Source organism: Paraperlucidibaca wandonensis (assembly GCF_042677145.1).
GTDB classification, from domain to species: domain Bacteria; phylum Pseudomonadota; class Gammaproteobacteria; order Pseudomonadales; family Moraxellaceae; genus Perlucidibaca; species Perlucidibaca wandonensis.
The window spans coordinates 1,144,526-1,167,975 of the sequence record NZ_JBHTIT010000001.1; the positions used below are offsets into that span (position 1 = coordinate 1,144,526).

Annotated in this window: 23 protein-coding genes; 8 read left to right on the plus strand and 15 right to left on the minus strand. The window is 53.0% G+C overall.

The window, feature by feature from the left end; translation table 11 throughout:
• Window positions 1–9: 9 nt before the first annotated feature.
• From ispC to rpsB, 7 genes are all read right to left on the minus strand, one after another.
• A complete protein-coding gene (ispC, locus tag ACFQ0F_RS05320; protein ID WP_379069830.1) occupies window positions 10–1,242 on the minus strand; it encodes a 1-deoxy-D-xylulose-5-phosphate reductoisomerase in 1,233 nt (410 codons plus the stop codon).
• Between the two features lie 3 nt (window positions 1,243–1,245).
• Window positions 1,246–2,055, minus strand: coding sequence for a phosphatidate cytidylyltransferase (locus tag ACFQ0F_RS05325; protein WP_340676432.1), 810 nt, complete (start codon window positions 2,053–2,055; stop codon window positions 1,246–1,248).
• Complete coding sequence (uppS, locus tag ACFQ0F_RS05330; protein WP_340676431.1) at window positions 2,048–2,824, minus strand: polyprenyl diphosphate synthase; 777 nt, start codon at window positions 2,822–2,824, stop codon at window positions 2,048–2,050. Before uppS ends, ACFQ0F_RS05325 begins: the two co-directional genes overlap by 8 nt.
• Before the next feature lie 3 nt (window positions 2,825–2,827).
• A complete protein-coding gene (frr, locus tag ACFQ0F_RS05335; protein WP_340676430.1) occupies window positions 2,828–3,382 on the minus strand; it encodes a ribosome recycling factor in 555 nt (184 codons plus the stop codon).
• Between the two features lie 13 nt (window positions 3,383–3,395).
• Window positions 3,396–4,118 (minus strand): UMP kinase, encoded by a 723-nt coding sequence (gene pyrH / locus ACFQ0F_RS05340; protein WP_340676429.1) that lies wholly within the window; start codon window positions 4,116–4,118, stop codon window positions 3,396–3,398.
• Window positions 4,119–4,227: 109 nt separating this feature from the next.
• Window positions 4,228–5,109, minus strand: a complete 882-nt coding sequence (gene tsf, locus ACFQ0F_RS05345) for a translation elongation factor Ts (RefSeq protein ID WP_340676428.1) — start codon at window positions 5,107–5,109, stop codon at window positions 4,228–4,230.
• Between the two features lie 27 nt (window positions 5,110–5,136).
• Window positions 5,137–5,877 (minus strand): 30S ribosomal protein S2, encoded by a 741-nt coding sequence (gene rpsB / locus ACFQ0F_RS05350; protein ID WP_340676427.1) that lies wholly within the window; start codon window positions 5,875–5,877, stop codon window positions 5,137–5,139.
• Between the two features lie 255 nt (window positions 5,878–6,132).
• On the opposite strand from rpsB, the gene map reads away from it, so the two are divergent.
• From map to ACFQ0F_RS05390, 8 genes are all read left to right on the plus strand, one after another.
• The gene (gene map, locus ACFQ0F_RS05355; protein WP_379069837.1) at window positions 6,133–6,927 is read left to right on the plus strand and encodes a type I methionyl aminopeptidase; all 795 of its coding nucleotides are present in this window, start codon (window positions 6,133–6,135) and stop codon (window positions 6,925–6,927) included.
• Window positions 6,924–9,548 carry a [protein-PII] uridylyltransferase gene (glnD, locus tag ACFQ0F_RS05360; RefSeq protein WP_379069840.1) on the plus strand — a complete coding sequence of 875 codons (2,625 nt, stop codon included), beginning with the start codon at window positions 6,924–6,926 and terminating at the stop codon, window positions 9,546–9,548. The genes map and glnD overlap by 4 nt, the downstream gene beginning before the upstream one ends.
• Window positions 9,549–9,587: 39 nt before the next feature.
• On the plus strand, window positions 9,588–10,787 hold the full coding sequence (gene dapC, locus ACFQ0F_RS05365; RefSeq protein WP_379069843.1) for a succinyldiaminopimelate transaminase: 1,200 nt from the start codon (window positions 9,588–9,590) through the stop codon (window positions 10,785–10,787).
• Window positions 10,788–10,819: 32 nt separating this feature from the next.
• Window positions 10,820–11,644, plus strand: coding sequence for a 2,3,4,5-tetrahydropyridine-2,6-dicarboxylate N-succinyltransferase (dapD, locus tag ACFQ0F_RS05370; protein ID WP_340676423.1), 825 nt, complete (start codon window positions 10,820–10,822; stop codon window positions 11,642–11,644).
• Window positions 11,645–11,670: 26 nt separating this feature from the next.
• Window positions 11,671–12,585, plus strand: a complete 915-nt coding sequence (gene cysD, locus ACFQ0F_RS05375) for a sulfate adenylyltransferase subunit CysD (RefSeq protein ID WP_340676422.1) — start codon at window positions 11,671–11,673, stop codon at window positions 12,583–12,585.
• Entirely contained in the window at window positions 12,585–14,240 is a 1,656-nt protein-coding gene (cysN, locus tag ACFQ0F_RS05380; protein WP_379069848.1) for a sulfate adenylyltransferase subunit CysN, read from the plus strand. The genes cysD and cysN overlap by 1 nt, the downstream gene beginning before the upstream one ends.
• A 3-nt stretch (window positions 14,241–14,243) precedes the next feature.
• Window positions 14,244–14,576 (plus strand): ArsC/Spx/MgsR family protein, encoded by a 333-nt coding sequence (locus ACFQ0F_RS05385; RefSeq protein WP_340676420.1) that lies wholly within the window; start codon window positions 14,244–14,246, stop codon window positions 14,574–14,576.
• A gap of 93 nt (window positions 14,577–14,669) precedes the next feature.
• On the plus strand, window positions 14,670–15,386 hold the full coding sequence (locus ACFQ0F_RS05390; RefSeq protein ID WP_379069851.1) for an SIMPL domain-containing protein: 717 nt from the start codon (window positions 14,670–14,672) through the stop codon (window positions 15,384–15,386).
• An 88-nt stretch (window positions 15,387–15,474) separates the two neighbouring features.
• Here the strand turns inward: ACFQ0F_RS05390 and ACFQ0F_RS05395 are convergent, their stop codons facing one another.
• From ACFQ0F_RS05395 to ACFQ0F_RS05430, 8 genes are all read right to left on the minus strand, one after another.
• Window positions 15,475–15,927, minus strand: coding sequence for a DUF6882 domain-containing protein (locus ACFQ0F_RS05395; protein WP_379069854.1), 453 nt, complete (start codon window positions 15,925–15,927; stop codon window positions 15,475–15,477).
• Window positions 15,924–16,682, minus strand: a complete 759-nt coding sequence (gene pdxJ / locus ACFQ0F_RS05400; protein ID WP_379069857.1) for a pyridoxine 5'-phosphate synthase — start codon at window positions 16,680–16,682, stop codon at window positions 15,924–15,926. The genes ACFQ0F_RS05395 and pdxJ overlap by 4 nt, the downstream gene beginning before the upstream one ends.
• Window positions 16,679–17,413 (minus strand): DNA repair protein RecO, encoded by a 735-nt coding sequence (recO, locus tag ACFQ0F_RS05405; protein ID WP_379069860.1) that lies wholly within the window; start codon window positions 17,411–17,413, stop codon window positions 16,679–16,681. The genes pdxJ and recO overlap by 4 nt, the downstream gene beginning before the upstream one ends.
• A gap of 2 nt (window positions 17,414–17,415) precedes the next feature.
• The gene (gene era / locus ACFQ0F_RS05410) at window positions 17,416–18,369 is read right to left on the minus strand and encodes a GTPase Era (protein ID WP_379069863.1); all 954 of its coding nucleotides are present in this window, start codon (window positions 18,367–18,369) and stop codon (window positions 17,416–17,418) included.
• 1 nt (window position 18,370) lies between these two features.
• Entirely contained in the window at window positions 18,371–19,141 is a 771-nt protein-coding gene (gene rnc / locus ACFQ0F_RS05415) for a ribonuclease III (RefSeq protein ID WP_379072113.1), read from the minus strand.
• On the minus strand, window positions 19,114–19,941 hold the full coding sequence (lepB, locus tag ACFQ0F_RS05420) for a signal peptidase I (RefSeq protein ID WP_379069866.1): 828 nt from the start codon (window positions 19,939–19,941) through the stop codon (window positions 19,114–19,116). Before lepB ends, rnc begins: the two co-directional genes overlap by 28 nt.
• 16 nt (window positions 19,942–19,957) lie before the next feature.
• Window positions 19,958–21,760 carry a translation elongation factor 4 gene (lepA, locus tag ACFQ0F_RS05425; RefSeq protein ID WP_340676413.1) on the minus strand — a complete coding sequence of 601 codons (1,803 nt, stop codon included), beginning with the start codon at window positions 21,758–21,760 and terminating at the stop codon, window positions 19,958–19,960.
• A gap of 138 nt (window positions 21,761–21,898) precedes the next feature.
• Window positions 21,899–23,290: a DegQ family serine endoprotease gene (locus tag ACFQ0F_RS05430; RefSeq protein ID WP_379069870.1), complete on the minus strand. Its 1,392-nt coding sequence runs from the start codon at window positions 23,288–23,290 to the stop codon at window positions 21,899–21,901.
• Window positions 23,291–23,450: the final 160 nt, after the last annotated feature.

The window sequence follows — 23,450 nt, forward strand, 5'->3', positions numbered from 1 at the left end:
TGTCCTCGTTTAGTCGCGTGGGTGATCTGGCAGCGACGCAATATATTTGGTCGCGCGTGCGCGGGCTTCTTGATCGGCAGACAGGATAGTAGCTAATTCGCTAGCCGGCCGCACGGGCATTTGCTGCATGACTGACTCAATTACTACGGCAATGTCTTGAAAGACCAACTCGCCTGCTAAAAATGCAGCGACGGCAACTTCATTAGCGGCATTTAAAACGCAGGGCCAGGTGCCGCCAGCAGCTATCGCCTCACGCGCCAAGCGCAAACAAGGGAAACGCTCAGTGTCTGGCGCCATGAAGCTGAGATCGCCGAGGCGAGTAAAGTCTAGTGGTGCAACACCTGAGTGCATGCGCTCAGGCCATGCCAAGGCATGCGCAATCGGGGTACGCATATCGGGCTGGCCCATCTGCGCCAATACAGAACCATCGGCATAGCGCACCATGGAGTGGATCACACTTTGCGGATGCACCACTACTTCGACCTGCTCAGGCTTTGCCGAAAATAACCAGCATGCCTCGATTAGCTCCAAGCCTTTATTCATCAAAGTTGCTGAATCTACAGATATTTTCTGGCCCATCGCCCAATTGGGATGTTTCACAGCCTGTGCAGGCGTGACTTGTGCAAGTTGCTCAGCGCTGGCATTTAAAAATGGCCCGCCGGATGCCGTTAAAATTAGTGATTCAATACCTGATTCTGCAAGACTGACCGGCGTGCCGTTGGGTAAACATTGAAAAATGGCATTGTGCTCGGAGTCGATGGGCAGCAAGGTCGCGCCATGCTCAGTCACGGCCTCCATAAAGATCGCGCCGGACATTACCAAGGCTTCTTTATTGGCTAACAACACACGCTTTCCAGCACGCACGGCCGCCAAGGTTGGCAATAGGCCTGCAGCACCAACTATCGCTGCCATTACGGTGTCGACTTCTTCTGTTTGGGCTACTTCAGCCAAGGCATCTGCACCAAAGCGAACTTCAGTGCTTGGTGCTGAGCCTTTCAGCATGTCACGCAAGCGCTGCGTATCCGCCTCGCTGCCAACGACGGCAACCATCGGTTGCCAACGCTCACAAAGCGCCGCTAAAGCATCAATTTGCCGGTGCGCCGTAAGGGCATAAACGCGGTATCGCTCGGGATGACGCGCCAACACATCGAGCGTGCTCTGACCAATAGAGCCAGTTGCACCTAATAGCGTAATTGACTGCTGCTGTTGCGATTGCTGTTTTTGCTTAGGCAAATGGGGCATGAATTAGAAGCCACCCGCCAACCACCAACCTGCCATAAACACTGGGGCGGCTGCGGTAATGGAGTCGATGCGATCCAGCGCACCGCCATGGCCGGGGAAGATTTTACCGGAGTCTTTAATGCCCGCACGGCGCTTGGCCATGGATTCAAACAAGTCTCCCAGCACCGACGCCAATACCGTCAATAAGGAAATGCTCATAAACAGCACTGAGCGCATCACATCTAAAGATAAATACGCAGTCACGCCGGCGATAATCAAACTAGTTAAAACTAGGCCACCGTATAAGCCCTCACGGGTTTTTGCAGGACTAACATTGGGCGCGAGCTTAACGCGACCAAAGCGTCGGCCGGCAAAATACGCACCGGTATCAGCGCCCCACACCAGCAGCAGCACATACATCAACCACCATGGTGATTGCGCGTGTAAAGCCACTAAACCAGCCCATGTCGGCAGCAATAAAAACAGACCAATAATGCTCAAACGCGCTGGTGTGTCCCACTGCTCAGCTTGTGTTGGATAACGCATTACCCAGCCCAAAGCGATCAACCACCCTAGCGTAGCTGCCACCATCAGCAGACCTGTATTGGTGTTGAAGCCCTGGTGCTGAAAATAAGCTAAACCAAAGGCTACCACTGCTATAAAAGCGAAGCGCTGAGCGTATGAGGTCAGGCGCATTAAGGCCGTCCACTCGTATGCCGCAATAAGTACCAATACGGTGGCAAATACTGGGAAGGCACCAATAACGCCACCAAAAACACACCATAAAACAATCGGCAGTAGTATCAGGGCGGTGATCACACGTTCTTTAAGCATGTAAGGCCTCTATTTGTTCTGATGTTCGGCCAAATCGGCGCTGGCGCTGGGCATAATCTTCCAGTGCAGCTTGCAAATGCTTATGGCCAAAGTCTGGCCATAGCGCATCGCTAAAATGCAGCTCGGCGTAGGCTGCCTGCCACAACACAAAATTACTGATACGCAACTCGCCACCAGTGCGAATTAGCAAATCTACTGGCGGCAAATCAGACATCTCCACCATCCCAGCTAAACGCTCAGGCGTGATATCTGCGGCTTTCAGCTCACCTTTTTCTACTTGTGCGGCAAGGCGCTGAGCAGCCTGCGCCATATCCCATTGGCCACCATAGTTCACCGCAATGATCAGTGTCATGCGCGTGTGATGTGCCGTTTTTGCCTCCGCAACCTGCATGCCGGCCTGCAGCTCACTGGAAAACGCGGAGCGATCGCCAATAAAGCGCAGGCGAATACGCGCACGATCAAGTTCTTGCACACGAGCATCGAGAGCAAATAAAAATAGCTGCATCAGAGCAGCAACTTCATCGGGTGGACGACGCCAGTTTTCGCTAGAAAAAGCAAAAACAGTGAGCACGTCAACAGGAACTTTTGCTGCCAATTCAACTACTTGGCGCAATGCCAGCTCACCAGCGCGGTGACCTTCATTACCTGGTAACTCACGCAGCTTAGCCCAGCGATTATTGCCATCCATGATGATGGCAATATGGCGGGGCAAGCTCGTTGCAGTGGCTGCATCTGGCGCCACAGTCTCGGCAGGAGTCGAGGCTGTCATGACTTATACCTGCATCAACTCAGCTTCTTTGTCGGCCAACATTCGGTCGGCCTCCGCCACGCTTTTATCGGTGATTTTCTGAACTTCTTCGCTGGAGCGGCGCTCATCATCTTCAGAAATTTCTTTCTCTTTCTGCAGCTCTTTGATATCGGCTAAGACATCACGGCGAATGTTACGAATGGCGATTCGGGCGCCTTCAGTTTCATTGCGCGCGAGCTTTTGCATGTCTTTACGTGTCTGCTCGGTAAGCGCAGGCAGCGGCACGCGAATAACATCGGCAGTGACTGGGTTTAAGCCCAGGTTTGAGTTGCGAATGGCTTTATCGATGGCCGCCACCATGGTGCGCTCGTAAGGCTGCACGATGAGTGTGCGTGCGTCATCAACATTGACGTTAGCTACCTGCATCAGCGGCGTATCAGTGCCGTAGTAAGGCACCATGACGTCTTTCAGCATCGAGGGATGGGCACGGCCGGTGCGCACACGGCTAAACGCTTGCTCTAATGCATCGAGCGACTTACGCATACGAACTGCGCAGTCCTTTTTAAGATCTTCTAACATGGGGAGCTCCTACTCAACGAGTCACCAGAGTGCCTTCATGCTCACCGACAACGAGATTGAGCAAAGCACCTGGTTTATTCATATTGAAAACGCGTAGCGGCATATTGTGATCACGGCATAAGCAAATAGCCGTCAAGTCCATGACGCCAAGCTGTTTAGATAAGACTTCATCGAAAGTCAGTGTGTCGTACTTCACTGCATCCGGAAATTTCACCGGATCAGCATCGTAAATACCATCCACTTTAGTGGCTTTAATCACGATATCAGCGGTGATTTCAATGCCGCGCAAACAAGCAGCGGTATCGGTTGTAAAGAATGGATTGCCTGTGCCGGCGACAAAGATACAGACATCGCCACCATGCAAATGGCGCACGGCAGCACGGCGATCGTAATGGTCAACAACGCCGCTCATGGGGATCGCCGACATCAGGCGAGTTTTGATGTTATTGCGCTCTAGCGCGTCGCGCATAGCGATACCGTTCATCACAGTTGCCAGCATGCCCATATGATCGCCAGCGACGCGATCAAGGCCAGCTTGCTGCAGCTCTGAACCGCGGAATAAATTACCGCCGCCAACCACAATGCCGACTTGCACACCAATACCGACTAACTGACCAATCTCCAAAGCCATACGCTTCAGTACTTTAGGATCGATTCCCACTTCGGCGCCGCCTGCTAAGGCCTCACCTGAGAGCTTGAGCAAAATGCGTTTGTGGGCCAAACGATGGTCAGTCATAGTGAATAAACCTCGGTAATGAAATCGCGCAATGCGCATTAAGTGGCGCAGAGTTTACCGCAAAAAAAGGCCCCAAAGAGGGGCCTTTTTCATATCACTGACGAGTTACTTACTTAGCAGCTGCAGCAGCGGCTTGAGTAGCGGCGACCTCAGCAGCAAAGTCGACCTCTTTCTTCTCAATGCCTTCACCTACTTCTAAGCGAATAAAACGTGTCACGGTCAAACCAGCTTTGGCCAATACGGCGCCAACTTTCTGATCGGGATCGATGACAAAGGCTTGCTCAGTCAATGACACTTCACCTTTGAATTTCTTCAGCGTGCCTTCCACCATTTTTTCAACGATGTTGGCAGGCTTACCAGACTCAGCGGCTTTAGCAGCAGCAATTTCTTGCTCCTTCGCGAGCACTTCGGCTGGGATGTCTTCAGCGTTAATCACTAATGGATTGCTAGCGGCAACGTGCATCGCCACTTGCTTGCTGATTTCGTCGTCGGCTTTGTTGAAAGCCACGATGACACCAATTTTCAGGCCGTGCACATAAGTCGCCAAGGCTGCGCCTTCAACGATTTCGGCACGACGAACTTGGATGTTTTCACCGAGCTTTTGCACCAACAACACGCGCGCTTCTTCAACGCTCATGCCATCGAAAGCCAATGCTGCGATTTTCTCAGCATTGGTTTCACGAGCAGCCAGTGCAATGCCAGCCACTTTGTTGGCAAATGCTGTGAAGCTAGCATCGCGAGCAACAAAGTCAGTCTGACAGTTCACTTCTAAAGCGATAGCGGTATTGCCGTCGGCGGCCAAAATAATGGCACCTTCCGCAGCAATATTGCCGGCTTTCTTAGCAGCTTTGGCTTGGCCTGATTTACGCAGGTTATCAATAGCTAGCTCAATATCGGCATCGGCTTCTTGCAGTGCTTTTTTGCACTCCATCATGCCAAGACCGGTACGCTCACGTAGTTCTTTCACCAAACTGGCGGTAACAACTGCCATGGTTTATCCCCCTAATTCGTCAAACAATTACTCAGCAGCGGCGACTTCAACAAAACCATCGGCTTCACGACCGCCTTGTGTCGAGGCATAGTCGCGGCCTTCGATGATGGCGTCAGCCATTGAGCTGACATACAGTGTGATGGCGCGGATAGCGTCGTCGTTACCGGGAATGACATAGTCAATGCCGATTGGGTTGGAGTTGGTGTCGACCACGCCAATGACTGGAATGCCAAGCTTGCGGGCTTCAGCAATCGCTGTGGCTTCGTGATCAACGTCGATGACGAACATGGCATCGGGCAAGCCGCCCATGTCTTTAATGCCACCGAGTGATTTTTCTAGTTTTACCATTTCGCGGGTGCGTTCAAGCGCTTCACGCTTGGTCAGCTTGGCGAAAGTACCGTCAGCGATTTGCGCTTCGATATCTTTCAGACGCTTGATGGACTGGCGAATGGTTTTCCAGTTAGTCAGCATGCCGCCTAACCAACGGTGGTTTACATAAGGCATGCCAGCGCGAGCTGCTTGTTCAGCAATGATCGGGGCTGCAGCGCGCTTGGTGCCAACAAACAATACTTTGTTTTTCTGGCTGGCCAAACGGTTGACGAAATTCAAGGCATCGTTCAGTGCAGGAACGGTGTGCTCTAAGTTGATGATGTGAATTTTGTTACGTGCACCGAAGATGTACGGTGCCATTTTGGGGTTCCAGAAACGGGTCTGGTGACCAAAGTGTGCGCCTGCTTGTAGCAGTTCGCGCATGGAAACTTGTGCCATGAGGTGTGACTCCATTGGGTTTAACTTCCATCGACCCCAGAATACCGACCCACTTTTCTCAGTGGGCACCCGGTAGCTGTGTCGGCCGATGTGCTTATTTGGATTTCGCTCTTAACCATTTTGCGCTGGGGCTGTACCCTATGCGGCCTACAGCAACACCTGTGCAATTTGCTCAAAAGCGGCGCGCTTTATACCATAGCCGCCTCTTGCTCTCAACCGCCACGCGTAAATTCGCTAGGCGCAATTGGAAAGACTATGACCACGCTGATTAAAACTGCCGACGAAATTGCCAAAATGCGCATCGCTGGGCGCTTAGCCGCCGATGTACTCATGATGATTGGTCCATACGTAAAGCCGGGCGTAACCACCGATGAGATCAACCAGATCTGCCATGACTATATTGTTAATGTGCAGCAGGCGATCCCTGCCCCGCTAAACTATCGCGGCTTTCCAAAAAGCGTCTGCACCTCGGTAAATCACGTTATTTGCCACGGCATTCCGGCCGAAAAGAAAGTGTTGAAAGACGGCGACATCATCAATATCGATGTCACGGTGATCAAAGATGGCTATCACGGCGATACCAGCAAAATGTTTTTTGTCGGCAACTCCTCGGTGCTAGCCGAGCGCTTGGTGAAGGTCACGCAAGAGTGTCTGTATAAAGCGCTAGCGCTGGTGAAGCCCGGCTGCACACTGGGCGATATTGGCCACGTCATTCAGCAACATGCGCAAGGCCAACGCTTCTCTGTGGTGCGCGAATATTGCGGCCATGGCATCGGTGCGGTGTTTCACGAAGAGCCGCAAATTTTGCACTACGGCAAGCCCAACACTGGTATGGCGCTGCAAGCTGGCATGACCTTTACCATCGAGCCGATGATCAACGCCGGCACGCACCACACCAAGTTGCTGCCCGATGGCTGGACCGTGGTCACTAAAGACCACAAATTATCGGCGCAATGGGAGCACACACTTTTAGTCACCGAGACCGGTGTGGAAGTACTCACCGCTCGTGCAGATGAAGACTTAAGCTTTCTTGCCGATACCGCCGCATGAGCGCCATTTCGGCGGCGACACTAAATGCCACGCATGACAAGGCACAATTAAAAGCTGCCTTGGCTCAGCTTTTTGAGCGCTTTGACCAAGGCCGCGACGTGCGCTTATTGGTGCGCGAATGGGCCGCCGCTATCGATGAAGTGTTGCGCGATGCGTGGTTGGCGCTAAGCCTAGATAAAGCTCATGACTTGAGCCTGCTGGCCGTCGGCGGCTATGGCCGCGCCGAGCTACTACCGCAATCCGATGTCGATGTCTTAGTGTTGCATCGAGAAGACAACCTAGATGAGACGCTGCAAGCCGCAGTAAGTGCATTCATCACCTATTTGTGGGATTTAGGTCTCGATGTCGGCTCTAGCGTGCGCTCGCTCAGCGACTGCGTTCGCCTTGCCACCGACGACATCACCATCGCGACAAACCTCATGGAGTCACGCACCTTAGTTGGTGAAGCTACACTGCGCGACGACATGCTGCGCGTTACTGGGCCAGACCAGCTTTGGCCAGGAAAAGCTTTTTTTATTGCTAAGCGCGATGAGCAAATCGCTCGCCACGGCAAGCACAACAATACCGAATACAACCTTGAGCCCGACCTTAAAAACGCACCAGGCGGCCTTCGCGATATCCAAACAATTGGCTGGGTTGCCAAGCGCCATTTCGGCGCCGACACCTTGCGCGGCCTCATCGCTCACGGTTTTTTAACGGAAGCCGAGTTCGATGAAATTGATGCCTGCCAATGCGTGCTTTGGCGTTTTCGTTTTGCTCTCAACAAGATTAGCCATCGCAACGAAACCCGTATTTTATTTGATTATCAGCGCCATATTGCCGAACTTTTTGGCTATACCGACACCGTAGCCAACCGTGGTGTTGAACAGCTGATGCAGGATTATTATCGCGCCGCTACGCGCATCTCCATGCTCAATGAGTTGCTGCTGCAATACTTCGAGGAGGCTATTTTAGGTCACGCCGAAGATGATGAAATCATCCCCATCAACAATCGCTTTCAGATTCGTGATGGCGCTATTCAAGTCACCAGTGAAGATGTATTTCGCCGTACGCCATCGGCACTTCTAGAGGTTTTCGTATTGCTCGGTGAGCGCGCGGAAGTGCACAAAGTACGCGCCAGCACCATCCGTTTGATCATGCAGCACCTGCCACTTATCGACGATAAGTTCCGCAATGACATTCGCAATAAGTCATTGTTTATGGAACTGATGCGCTGCCGCACGGCGCTATTTTCATCGCTGCGGAAAATGAAGCGCTATGGCGTACTAGGGCTTTATATTCCGGCCTTCGGCGCCATTATTGGCAAGATGCAGTACGACCTTTTCCACATCTACACGGTCGATGCGCACACTTTATTGGTGCTGAAAAATATGCGGCGCTTTCGCTACGCCGAAATGGAGGAGCGTTTCCCTGTTGTTGCGCAAGTGGCCAACAATCTGCCGAAGATTGAACTGCTGTATTTGGCAGGCTTGTTTCATGACATCGCCAAAGGCCGCGGCGGCGATCACTCTGAATTAGGCGCAGTCGACGCTTACGATTTCTGCATTAATCATGGTCTAGGCAAGTGGGATGCCGGCCTAGTGTCGTGGCTGGCGCTAAACCATTTGGTGATGTCGGTGACGGCGCAGAAAAAAGACGTTTCCGACCCCGATGTGATTAACGAGTTTGCGCAAAAAGTTGGCGATGTCGTGCATTTGGATTATCTCTATTCGCTCACCGTTGCCGATATTTGTGCGACCAACCCAACGCTGTGGAACTCTTGGCGCGCCTCGCTTTTACGCCAGCTCTATATGCAAACCAAGCAAGCTTTGCGCCGCGGCTTAATCAACCCCATTGCTAAGCCGGAATGGGTCACGCAAGCACGCGCCAATGCGCTGGATATTTTGCTTGCCCAAGGCGTTAAGGCCGATGCCGTCAATTCGCTCTGGGAACATTTGGGCGATGACTACTTCCTGCACGAGGCGGCAGAAGATATTGCCTGGCACACCGAAGCCATGCTTGCCCACTCACACGAGGCCGGCCCTTTGGTGCTGGTGCGCGAAAACCATAACGGCCAATACGATGGCGCGACGCAGATATTTGTTTATACGCGCGATATGCCAAACCTATTTGCTGCCACCGTGGCTGAGCTCGACCAGCTCAACCTCACCGTTATGGACGCGCGCATTATCACCTCGACCAGCCGCTATTCACTCGATAGCTATGTTGTGCTCGATGAAAATGGCCAGCCCATTAATGATCCCGTGCGCCTCAAACACCTAGGTGCGCATCTGCGCGAGGCACTGGCGGAACCCGATGAGTTTCCAACCTTGGTGCAACGCCGCCTGCCGCGCCAGCTCAAGCATTTCGACGTGCGCACCGATGTCCGCCTAAGCAATGACTTAGCCAACCAACACACCGTAGTTGAAATTGTCGCGCTCGATCGCCCCGGCCTGCTGGCGCATATTGGCCGCATTTTCATGGAGCATAAGGTCAATCTACAAAATGCCCGCATCGCCACCTTAGGCGAGCGTGCCGAAGATATATTCTTTCTCACCGACAGTGAGCAACAGCCGATTTCTGACCCTGAGTTATGCGAGCGCTTATGTGATGCGCTGCGCACTCAGCTCGACGCACGCTAAGCCCAGCACCAGTGAAGACTTTTTGAATATGAGAGCCGCATGAACCCAGACTTAGCGTTGCTGCATCCCTACCCGTTTGAGAAGCTGAGCAAGCTCTTCGCTAATCACAGTGCGCCGGCCGGCCTTAAGCCGATTGCGCTGTCGATTGGCGAGCCGCGCCATCCAGCCCCTGCATTTGCCGTTGAAGCGCTGCGTGATGGCTTAGCGGGCTTGTCGACCTATCCCAGCACGCTTGGTCTGCCCGTCATTCGTGAGGCCATTGCTGAATGGTTATGTGGCCGATTTCAGCTGCACGAGGTTAATCCCGCCACACAGGTATTACCCGTTAACGGCACGCGCGAGGCCCTGTTTGCCTTAGCTCAAGCGGTGATTGATCGTGGTGTCAGTGGCGACAAGCCTTTGGTACTCATGCCCAATCCGTTTTACCAAATTTATGAAGGCGCGGCGCTGCTTGCTGGAGCCGAGCCCTATTTCCTTTCCTGCACCGAAGCCAGCGCCTTTCAGCCAGACTTCGATGCTGTACCTGAAAGCGTGTGGCAGCGCACACAACTGATTTATCTATGCACACCCGGCAACCCCACTGGCGCGCTACTCAGCATGGAGACCCTAAAAAAGCTCATCGCGCTCAGTGATCACTACGGCTTCATCATCGCCTCCGACGAGTGTTACTCCGAGATTTATCGCGATGAGGCCGTACCGCCTGTAGGTCTGCTACAAGCGTGTGCATCGCTTGCGCGAGATGATTACCGCAACTGCGTGGTGTTTCATTCGTTATCGAAACGCTCAAATTTACCCGGCCTGCGCTCCGGCTTTGTTGCTGGCGATGCCAACGTGATGAGCGCATTTCTGCGCTATCGCACCTACCATGGCTCAGCCATGCCAGTACAACATCAGCAAGTTTCTGCAAAGGTCTGGCGCGATGAGGCCCATGTGCGCGACAATCGCGCCCGATACAACGCCAAGTTCGCCCAAGTTTTCGACATTCTCAACCCGGTATTGCCCCTGCATGCGCCAGACGCTGGCTTTTATTTCTGGGCGAAGACACCTGGTTCAGATGAAGACTTTGCTCGCGAACTGCATGCACAACAAGCAGTTACTGTGCTGCCCGGCCGCTATTTGGCACGTGCTGATGAACACGGTCATAACCCCGGCGAAGGCTATGTGCGCATGGCCTTAGTGGCGAGCCTCGACGAATGCATCGAAGCCGCTGAACGAATTCGTGACTTTATGACGCGCTAAATGCCGTCGCAATTTTTGATTTGGAGATAACCATGAGCTTAGCCCAACTGATCGAAGACGCCTTTGAGCGCCGTGCCGAATTTTCCCCAAGCAACGCACCACAAGAAGTACGCGATGCTGTCGTGCAAGCCTTGGACATGCTCGACAATGGCAGCGCACGCGTAGCCGAAAAAGTCGACGGCGAATGGATCGTCAATCAATGGCTGAAAAAAGCTGTGCTGCTGTCGTTCCGCCTCAATGACAATATCCCTGTGCCCGCCGGCGGCGGCATGCAGTTTTACGACAAAGTACCGACCAAATTTGCCGACTGGAATGCCGCGCAATTCGAAGCCTCGGGCATCCGCGTAGTGCCACCAGCCGTCGCCCGTCGTGGCAGCTTTATCGCGCGTAATACCGTACTCATGCCCTCCTACGTCAACATCGGCGCTTACGTCGATGAGGGCTCAATGGTTGATACCTGGGCTACTGTCGGCTCATGCGCTCAGATCGGCAAAAACGTTCACCTCTCCGGTGGCGTTGGCATTGGCGGCGTGCTCGAACCACTGCAAGCCAACCCCACCATCATCGAAGATAACTGCTTCATCGGCGCTCGCTCAGAAGTCGTTGAAGGCGTGATTATCGGTGAAGGCTCAGTGCTTTCGATGGGCGTTTTCATTGGCCAATCGACCCCAATTTATGATCGCGAAACTGGCGAAATTAGCTATGGTCGCGTGCCGGCTGGCTCAGTGGTCGTGCCCGGCTCATTGCCACGCGACAACGGCCGCTACAGCCTGACCTGCGCCGTCATTGTGAAAAAAGTCGACGCGCAAACGCGCAGCAAAACCAGCATTAACGACCTGCTCCGTTTAGTAGATTAAGAGTCTTTTTAGAGGAATATTCGCGCATGACGCTTTCAGCACATCGCATGACTCACCTCAAGGCACTTGAGGCCGAGTCTATTCATATCATTCGTGAGGTTGCCGCCGAGTTCGACAACCCCGTGATGCTTTACTCCATCGGCAAAGATTCGACGGTGATGTTGCACCTCGCGCGTAAAGCCTTTGCACCCGGCAAGCCGCCATTTCCCTTGATGCACGTGAATACCACGTGGAAGTTCAAGGAAATGATCGAGTTTCGCGACCGCATGGCCAAAGAGGCTGGCATGGAATTGATCTCGCATACCAACCAAGAAGGCGTGGCAGCGAACATCAACCCATTCGATCACGGCAGCTCGAAATACACCGATATTATGAAAACTCAGGCCTTAAAACAGGCGCTGAACATGCACGGCTTCGATGCCGCTTTTGGCGGTGCGCGCCGCGATGAAGAGAAATCACGTGCGAAAGAGCGTGTGTACTCCTTCCGCGACAAGAACCATCGCTGGGATCCTAAAGTGCAGCGTCCTGAATTGTGGAACCTCTACAACGGCCGCATCAACAAGGGTGAGTCAATTCGTGTTTTCCCTTTGTCGAACTGGACTGAGCTCGACATTTGGCAATACCTATATCTCGAGCAAATTGAAATCGTGCCACTGTATTTGTCAGCACCACGCCCTGTCGTAGAGCGCGACGGTATGTTGATCATGGTCGATGACGAACGCCTGCCGCTGCGCGAAGGCGAAGTTCCGATGATCAAAAATGTGCGCTTCCGCACGCTGGGCTGCTACCCATTAACCGGCGCAGTTGAATCTGATGCCGCCACACTGCCCGAGATCATTCAAGAGATGCTGGTTACCCGCACCTCGGAACGCTCTGGCCGTGCCATCGACCACGATGAATCGGGTTCGATGGAAAAGAAAAAACGCGAAGGCTATTTCTAATGATCATTGAAAGTATCGACAATATTCAGGATTACCTGCACCAGCACGAACACAAAGACATGCTGCGCTTTATCACCTGCGGCAGTGTTGATGATGGCAAATCGACCTTAATCGGCCGTCTGTTGCATGACTCAAAAATGATCTTCGAAGATCAGCTTGCCGCCATCACGCGTGACAGCGTTAAACATGGCACCACCGGTGAAGTCGTTGATTTAGCGCTACTGGTTGATGGTCTACAATCCGAGCGTGAGCAAGGCATCACCATCGATGTCGCTTACCGCTTCTTCGCCACCGATAACCGCAAATACATCATTGCCGATACTCCAGGCCATGAGCAGTACACACGTAATATGGCCACCGGTGCCTCAACCGCCGATGTTGCTATTTTGCTTATCGATGCCCGCTATGGCGTGCAAGTACAAACTCGTCGCCATAGCTTTATTTGCTCGCTGCTCGGCATCAAGCATTTTGTTGTGGCCATCAATAAAATGGACTTGGTCGACTATAGCCAAGCTCGTTTTGATGAGATCAAAGCGGAATACGAAGCCTTTGTCGCGCCGCTGAATGTGCCCGATATTCACTACGTGCCGATGTCGGCGCTGCTAGGCGAAAACGTCGTTAATGCCAGCACAAAAATGCCATGGTATGACGGCCAAGCGATGCTTGCGCTCTTAGACTCGTTGCCGCTGCAGCGTGACACCGCGCTCGATACACTGCGTCTGCCCGTGCAATACGTGAACCGACCTAACCTTAACTTCCGTGGCTTCTGCGGCACTATTGCTGCTGGCACGGTGACGCCGGGCATGGCGATTAAAGCGCTGCCATCCGGTAAAACCTCCACGGTAAAATCGATTGTGGTCTGGGAAGGTGAGCTGGCAGAGGCGCATGTCGGTCAAGCCATCACACTCACGCTCAATGACGAAATTGATATCTCTCGCGGCGATATGATTGTTGCCGCCGATGACACATTGACAATGGCGCATGGCTTTGAAGCGCACGTGGTGTGGATGCACGAGCAGGCCATGCAAGTCGGTAAAACCTACGACTTCAAGCTCGGCACCACCTTTACCAGTGGCCGTGTTACGGAGATCATTCATCAGATCGATGTCAACACGCTGGCCACTAGCCCTGCCGAGCAATTAACGCTCAATGGCATCGCCCTATGCCGCGTGCAATTCACTCGCGCTGTCGCCTTCGATGCCTATAAAGACTGCCATGCCACCGGCAGCCTCATCATCATCGATCGCCTAAACAACATCACAGTCGGTGCCGGCATGATCAGCGCCCGCCTTGATGCTGGTGATGACAACGATACGCTAGTGCCGGTCACCGCTGGCGATCGCGCCCGTCGCTTAGGCCAAGCCGCTGTGCGCATCGTTATTGAGGCGAGTGGCGCTCAGGCCCTAGCTGAGCAGCTTGAATCGGCGCTGTTCCAAGCAGGTGCACTACCGGCCATTGCCAGCGAAAGTGGCGTTGTTCACGCTCTACAAGGCGCTGGTGTGATCGTAATCGTGCCGGAAGAAGTCGTTGGCGAGCGCAGTGTGCGCGTGCGTGATGCCGGCACCAGCATTGCCCCACAACAGCTAGCTGTTAGCAACGCCGCTGCCGCCGCGCAGATTGTTGCACTGCTGCGCGAACAGCAGCTGCTGGGTTAAGCCATGCTCACGCTGATTGGCATTAAGGCCTGTGACAGCATGAAAAAAGCCGTGGTGCGTCTAGACGCGAGCACCACGGCCTACAATTTTCGTGATCTGAAAAAGCAGCCGCCTAGCCATGATGAAGTGCTGCGCTGGTACGCGCTTGTTGGCGAGCCTCTGCTCAATAAGCGCGGCACTAGCTGGCGTAAACTCGATGCTGAGCGCCAAGCACTAGCTGCCAGCACCGAAGGCATTGCCGAGCTAATCGTAGCCAATCCCAGCTTGATCAAACGCCCACTACTCGATGATGGCGAACAAGCCAGCGTAGGCCTCGAAAGCCCACTTCTCCCCTAGTTGCTAAGGCGCGCTGGCGATTTATCTAGCGCCGTGTCATCGTTTCCGAGTCGAAACCGTCTTCTTGTAGATCTAATAATCTTGGAGAGCTCTATGGCCTCGTTCGCCGCCACACGTTTAAAACCTATCGGTCTTGTTCTGCTGATGGCAACTGTCTCGCTCCCGAGCTGGGCTGACGACAAGCTGCCCATGCAACGTGTGGACTTTCAAACTGAGGTCTCTCGCGTCTTGGCCAATGATCTGCTCAGCGCCAAACTGACCATCGAAGCAAATGACAAAGACCCCGTGTCTTTGGCAAAAGCTTTGACTGAAGCAATGAACTTAAGCTTAGCGAAAGCAAAGCTTTATAAAACCGTGAAAGTCAGCACTGGCAACCAAAGCAGCTATCCGGTCTATACCCGTGCACAGAAAATTGAAGGCTGGCGCGGCCAAGCCACATTAGAACTTGAGTCCACCGACTTTAAAGCGGCCAGCGAACTGATCGCCAAGCTACAAAGCCATTTGCAGCTGCGCAGCATAGATTTCACCGTGGCCGAAAGTACACGCCGTGCATTGGAAGACACGCTCACGCAGGAGGCCATTGCTGCCTTCCGCGACAAAGCCGCGTTGGTGACTAAGTCTTGGGGTGCTAAGCGCTACGACTTAGTGCAAATGAGCATAGGTTCGACTGGCAATGACTATCGCCCACCGATGATGATGCGCGCGATGGCAATGAAGGTAGAGTCAGATAGCGTGCCGACACAAGATATGGCCGGCGGCGAAAGCCGTGTGCGTATCACGGTCAATGGCAGCATCGAGCTCCAGCGCTAAGCTAAATTGATGCAATAAAAAACGGCCCGATGGTTTGCATCGAGCCGTTTTTTTTGGCGCTGAACGTGTGAGTTTCATGCCTGCTAAATCAATAGCGATGCAGCGCCAAAAATAACCAGGTGTCCCGGTTGCGCGCTCGAAAACAGCCATCAGCCTCGAGATACGCCACTGATGCCGCGGCTAACTCCCAGGCCATCGCGTCATCCACAGCAAAGGCTTCCGTGTCTGCGAAGCAATCGTAATCGGTCACAGCTTGCAGATTTTTTAACACCTCAGCGCTGTCGCGTGCGGCTTGCGGCAGTTTGCTATTGGCCCATGACCATTTCCAGGTTTCTTGCGCCGCAGCAAAAGTGCCGATGGCCGTCACACCAAAACACAGGCGCTCACCTGAGCCATCATTAAAACGAATTTTCGTGACTGCCGCATCGAGCTGCCAGCTCAGCTCAGCGAAGTCTGCATGTTCAGCAACGATAGTGGCTTGCTTAGCGGCAAGCGCCTGAGTGCAGTTGGCTAAATAGGCTTCAAACTGCTCGTCATTCATCGCGCCGCAAGCTCCGCTAAGAGCGCGTCGCGGCGAGCGTTTTGCATTAAGGTTTTCATCTCTTTGACGGCATTGCCCAGGCCGCTAAACAGCGCATGCGAAATCAGTGCGTGGCCAATATTAAGCTCATGAAAAACAGAGATTGCCGCAATAGCTTGAGTGTTGTGATAGTGCAAACCATGACCCGCATTAACCACTAATTTACCAGCTGCGTACTCTGCCGCATCACGAATACGCTTGAGCTCAAAAGCCACTTGCTCCGGCGTTTGCGCATCGGCATAAGCACCGGTGTGCAGTTCAATCGTTGGCGCACCAGCACGAATGGCAGCATCGATTTGTGCCGGCTCCGGATCGATAAACAGCGACACATCCATGCCCTGACGCCCTAAGCGCTGGCAGGCGGCCTGCACACGGTCAAAGCCGGCGATGATGTCCAAGCCACCTTCGGTAGTCAGCTCTTCGCGCTTTTCTGGCACTAGACAAATATTGGCTGGTTTAATCTCTTCCGCGAAGCTGAGCATGGCCTCAGTCACGGCCATTTCTAAGTTCATCCGCGTTTGTAAAAGCTGCGATAGCAAACGCACATCACGTAGCTGAATGTGACGACCATCTTCGCGTGGATGCACGGTGATGCCATCGGCGCCATGCTCTTCGGCCACCAAGGCGGCATAGACCGGCTCAGGATAACGCGTGCCACGGGCTTGGCGCAGCGTTGCCACGTGATCAATATTCACGCCCAATAATACGTCGCTCATGTTGGCATCTCCGGCTTCGCACTGGCTTGCAGTGCAGCAAATAAATCTCTACTTTTCAATGGCTTGTCGCCTAGCAATGGCGCTAAGGCACTACGATACAAGGCCTTAGCCAAGCGCAGACGGCTAAGTGTAGATAAATCCTCAGCATGCACCGCTAAAATATCTTCGCCCAAACAAGCGCCGCGCTGGCCCTCACGCGCCTGCAACCAGCCGTGTTCAGGATAGTACTGGTAATATTGCTGCGCTTGCAGTGGCTCGCCGCTCTCGGCCTCGCTGGTATTACTTGCCCATTGCCCCATGCTTTCGAGCAACTGACGCTCAAAGCGACGTAAAATCGGCGCAATGGTCTCAGCATCGGCTATCTCAAGCTCACTGAGCGCACCCAAAGCGCCGGCATAGGCAACAAAGAGTTCAGGTTGGGCTAGCTCGCGCGGTAATAAACGCACCAGTAGCTCATTCAAATAAAGCCCCGAAAACAGCGCCCCGCCCTGCAACGATAAAGCCTGCGATGTCGCCTCTAGCGCTGCCACAGCGCGCAACTCACTCTGGCCTGCTAGCTGAATAAAATAGGGCTGAAAAACACTGGGAACTTGCTGGCCTTTGCGCCGTGCACCGCGCGCAATGGCGGTGATACGGCCAAACTCTGGCAGAAATAAATCCGCCAAGACACTGGTTTCGCGATACGCGCGCGCATGCAAGACATACGCTGGATACCAGGTCTTTTCATTCATGATCAGTCGCTGCTATAGCCTAAGCTCTTCAGTGCGCGCTCATCATCGGACCAACCGCCTTTCACTTTCACCCACAGCGATAACATGATTTTGCTATCGAACATTTTCACCATGTCTAAACGAGCTTCGGTGCCAATAAGCTTTAAACGACTGCCGCCATCGCCAATGACGATTTTCTTTTGGCCTTCGCGCTCGACCAAAATACATGCCGAAATACGCAGCAGTTTGCCTTCCTTTTTGAACTCTTCGATTTCTACCGTGAGCTCGTAAGGAATCTCTTCACCGAGTTGGCGCATGATTTTTTCACGCACCATTTCCGCCGCTAAAAAGCGCTGCGAACGATCGGTGATTTGGCCTTCATCAAAAAATGGTGGCGACAATGGCAGGCGCTTGCCAACCGCCGAGTGCAGCTCTTCTAAGTTATGACCGCGTAGCGCCGATACTGGCAGCACATCGACGAATTCCATGCGCTGCGAGAGCTTCTCAATCAAAGGCAAGATCGCGGCTTTGTCATCCACCGTATCGACTTTGTTGATCACCAAAATCACTGGCAGCTTCGATGTTTTCAGCTTTTCCAACACCAGCTCATCATCGGTAGTCCACTTCAGCGCATCGATGACAAATAGCACCACATCGACATCACGCAGAGCTGAGGTCGCCGCACGGTTCATATAGCGGTTAATGGCTTTGCGTTCTTCACCATGAATGCCTGGTGTGTCGACGTAAATCACCTGCACATTGTCGCGGCTAACAATGCCTAAAATGCGATGGCGAGTGGTCTGCGGCTTACGCGAGGTAATAGAAAGTTTTTGCCCCAAAATATGGTTGAGCAAAGTCGATTTGCCGACATTGGGCCGCCCCACAATAGAGACATAGCCACAGCGATAATCGCTGGAGAATTCTTTTGAGCTTTCGCCGCCGCCAAAAAAGGCATTAATGACATCGTCATTGGCCATATTACTGTCCTGATGTGGGCTTTGATGGCCCGGTACGTAAGCCCAATTTCGGGGGCGGTAAGAGTTTTTGCAAAGCGACATTCGCCGCTTCCTGCTCAGCAAAACGACGGCTCACGCCACTGCCTTCCGTGCTAAATGCCGGTTGCGAGGCACTGACATGCGGCACATCACAACGCACTTGAAAAAACTGATCATGAGCCTCGCCAGTGACTAGCAAAACTTCGTATTGCGGCAGCTCCAAGCGGCGCGCCTGCAACCATTCCTGCAGACGGCTTTTCGGATCTTTTAAGCTATCGCCAACCACGATACCGCTCAAGCGCTCGCCAAGCCAACGGCGGAGATGCTCAGTCATCGCCGGCATGCTTTCGCCGTCGCGATACATAGCGCCGATGACCGCTTCTACGGTATCTGACAAGATTGATTCGCGGCGATAACCACCGCTTTTTAGCTCACCAGAGCCCATCATCAAATAATCGCCAAGCGACCATTCGCGGGCAATGATGGCTAGGCTATCTTGTCTAACCAAGGTCGCTCGCAAGCGCGATAATCGGCCTTCATCCTCTTCGGGAAACTGCAAATATAAGCAGTCGGCAACGACAAAGTTCAGCAGGCCATCGCCGAGAAACTCAAGCCGCTCATTGTTGCGGCGACCAGACACACTGCGATGTGTGAGCGCTAAACGTAACCACTCTAGATCACGAAATGTGTATCCGATGGTGCGTTGTAGACGCGCGAGTGCATCACTCACTGAATGCTGCCATTGCGCGAAAATATCGGTAGGTGCAGGCCGGGTTGCTTATGCATCCAAATATAAAATGCGCGACCAACGATGAGATTTTCGGCAACAGGGCCCCAAAAACGACTGTCATTGGAGTTGTCACGGTTGTCGCCCATCATGAAGTATTCACCTTTTGGCACTGTGTATGACCACATTGGTCCAGCAGGTTGCATGCCCGCCTCTTCACGAGTGAAATGGCTGACACCGTTTAAGTTTTCCAGATAAATCTCTTCGCCTAACTCAGCTTCTGGCAAGGCTGATTGCAGCTCACGAGATGCCTCTACACCATTGATAAATAACACTTCATTGCGGCTTTCTATGACATCGCCGGGAAGGCCGATAACGCGCTTGATGTAATTTATCGATGGCTTGGCTGGGAATTTAAAGACCATCACATCGCCGCGCTTGGGCTCAGCGACGGGCAAAATCTCAGTGCCCAAAACTGGCAGGCGTAGGCCGTAAGCGAACTTATTGACCAGCACATAATCACCAACTTGCAGAGTCGGAATCATCGAGCCTGAAGGAATAGTGAACGGCTCTGCGATAAACGAGCGCAGCACCCACACCACGGCCAATACGGGGAAAAAGCCATGCGCGGTCTCAAACAACCAAGGCTCGCGCATGATTTCGGTAGCGGCTGATGCTGGCAATGTTTGCCCACCATTAGCCGCCTGCTGCTCAGCAGCCTGTAGGCGCTCACGACGGCCTGGCCTCAGCAGTACGGCATCGAAGGCCCAAAGCGCACCGCTAATCATCACGGCAAGCGTTAGTACAAGCGAAAAATCAATATCCACAGACGCTACCTCAGGGTTATTTATCGACCTTCAACACGGCCAAGAACGCTTCCTGCGGAATCTCAACATTACCGACTTGTTTCATGCGCTTTTTGCCCTGCTTCTGCTTATCGAGGAGCTTGCGCTTACGGCTAACATCACCGCCGTAGCATTTCGCCAACACGTCTTTACGCATGGCTTTCACGGTTTGGCGAGCAACAATCTGCGTGCCAATGGCGGCCTGAATCGCAACATCAAACATCTGCCGTGGAATCAACTCTTTCATTTTCTCAACAATGGCACCGCCGCGATAACGCGCGTTATCGACGTGGCAAATCATCGCCAAGGCATCGACGCGTTCGCCATTAATGAGGATGTCGATACGCGCCAAGCGAGTCGATTCAAAACGTACAAAAGTGTAGTCAAGCGAGGCATAACCGCGCGAACATGACTTCAACTTATCGAAGAAATCGAGCACGACTTCACCCATCGGCACATCGTAAGTTAACGCGACTTGCTTGCCATGAAAGAGCAAGCTTTTTTGCACGCCACGCCGCTCTTGGCAGAGCTTGATGACATCGCCAACATAGTCTGGCGGCACCAAAATATGGCACTCAGCAATCGGCTCGCGGAAGTCTTCGATAGAGCCAGTATCAGGCAGTCTTGATGGGTTATCGATGTAGAGCACGTCGCCTTTTTTGGTCTCAATTTCATAGACCACGGTTGGTGCCGTCGTCAGCAAGTCAAGATTATATTCACGCTCTAGGCGCTCCTGCACGATCTCCATGTGCAGCATGCCTAAGAAGCCGCAGCGGAAGCCAAAGCCTAGCGCATCGGATGATTCAGGCTCAAAAAATAGCGCCGAGTCATTTAGCGTTAGCTTCGATAGCGCATCGCGAAATGGCTCATAGTCATCTGAAGAAATCGGAAATAAGCCGGCGTAGACCTGCGGCTTAACCTTTTTAAAGCCGGGCAATATGTCGACATTTGGCGTGGTGTTGAGCGTTAAGGTGTCGCCCACAGGGGCGCCAAAAATATTCTTAATGCCGGCAATGACAAAGCCAACTTCGCCGGCATACAAGCCATCGGTTTCAGAATGCTTGGGGTTGAAAACACCAACGCTGGAGACGATATGATGCTGGCCAGTACTCTTCACCAGAATCTTATCGCCCTTTTTCACTTTGCCATTTTTGACACGAACCAATGACACCACACCCAGATAGTTGTCGAACCAAGAGTCGATGATCAGTGCCTGTAATGGAGCTTCACGATCGCCAACTGGCGGCGGAATACGCGCGATCAGTGCTTCGAGCACTTCAACAACGCCTAAGCCTGTTTTCGCACTACATTGCGGAGAATCAAGCGCCTCAACACCAATAATCTCTTCGATTTCCTCACAGACACGATCGGGATCGGCTTGCGGTAAATCGATTTTATTCAGCACCGGCATGACCTCAAGGCCTTGCTCAAGCGCGGTATAGCAATTGGCTACCGACTGCGCTTCAACACCTTGCGCGGCATCAACTACTAGCAGCGCGCCTTCACAGGCCGCCAGCGAACGACTGACTTCATAGGAGAAGTCGACGTGGCCTGGGGTATCAATGAAGTTGAGTTGGTAGCGAATGCCATCGACCTGACTGGTGTAATACAGCGTTACCGAGTGAGCCTTAATGGTGATGCCGCGCTCGCGTTCAAGATCCATAGAATCAAGAACTTGCGATTGCATTTCACGCTCAGTTAAGCCGCCGCAGATTTGAATAAAGCGGTCAGCGAGGGTCGACTTGCCATGGTCGATGTGCGCGATGATGGAGAAATTACGAATATGCTGGATATCGGACACGAACACTCACCCATTGAGGGGCTGAAAAATGAGGGCGTAGTGTAGCTGATTCGCTCGACGCCGACCAAAGATAGCGCTGCTTAAACGCGGGATAGATTTGGCCGCAATGATTAGGGGCAATCATTGCGGCCAACAAACTTACTTATTGGGTTCAGCGGCTTCGATTTTCAGAGCCACAATTTGCGTATTACCTTGGCGTGTAACCCGCAGTGGTACGGTACTGCCAGGCTTTAGCTTGCGTACTGCCGCCACAAAGTCACGAGCACCGTCAATTGCTGTGCTGCCGACCTGAGTAATGACATCACCTGGGCGCAAACCGGCCTCAGCACCAGAACCTTCAACTACTTGCACAATCAGCGCGCCACCAGTGACTTTTAACTGCTGCTTCTCGATAGGCTGCAAGTCGCGCAAGCGCATACCTAGGCGAGATAAATCAGGCTGATCCGCTGATTCTGCCGCGACATCTTCCTCCGGCAAAGCCTCCATCATAATGCTGACGGTTTGTGCTTTGCGCTCACGGAACAAGGTCATCGTATAGGTTTCACCTACCGTTGCACGACCAATCGCCTGTGGCAGTTCAGCTGATAAATTAATGTCTTTACCATTGAATTGAGTAACGATATCGCCCGCTTTCAGACCGGCTTTATCGGCTGGTGACTTAGGCTCAACACTGGCGATCAAGGCACCTGCCGGACGTGGTAGGCCATAGGCATCGGCAAGATCTTTAGTTACTTCTTGGATGGCCACACCTAGCCAACCACGGCTAACTTTGCCCTTGTCGCGCAGCTGCTGCACAACTTCCATTGCAACATCCATGGGAATAGAGAACGACAAGCCCATGAAGCCACCGGAGCGGCTGTAAATTTGCGAGTTGATGCCGACTACTTCACCTTGGCTATTAAATAATGGCCCGCCAGAGTTACCTGGGTTGATGGCAACGTCGGTTTGGATAAAGGGCACGTAGGCTTCGCTAGGCAAGGCTCGTGCCTTCGCGCTGACAATGCCTGAAGTCGCCGAGTAATCGAAACCAAATGGTGAGCCAATAGCTAGCACCCAATCGCCAACGCGTAAGTCTGCTGGCTTACCAATGCGCACCGTCGGCAAGTCTTTGGCGGCGATTTTGATGAGCGCAATATCGGTGCGCGGGTCGGTGCCGATAACCTTAGCTTCGATTTCGCGGCGATCACTCAAACGCACAATGACTTTGTCGGCGCCATCGATGACATGATTATTGGTCAGCACATAGCCATCGCTGCTGATAATAAAACCAGAGCCAAACGACTGCTGCACGCGCGGCTGTGTCGGCTGCGACTCTAGGCCATAGAAGCGGCGCAGCAATTCCTGAATGTCTTCGTTGCCGCTGGCCTGCGAGCGCTTGGTCTTAATGGTTGAGCTGATGTTCACCACCGACGGGCTCACATCCGCCACGATGTCGGCAAAATCAGGGGCCGTGTCGGCAAAACTGACGTTCGCGCTCAGCGCTGTCATGACTGCAAACAGCCAGACTGTTAGGGGTTTCGTCGATCGCATCAGGTGTACTCTCCTCGCAAGGTCGCGCGCTAAAAGCTAGCATGGGCCGATAACGCAAAATACTATAATTCGCTGACACGCTATATAGACATGATGCTTTTCGCAATTATTCAATGCCGTTTAGCCGTTACATCCGCACAGACTGTGGCATCATCCAAGC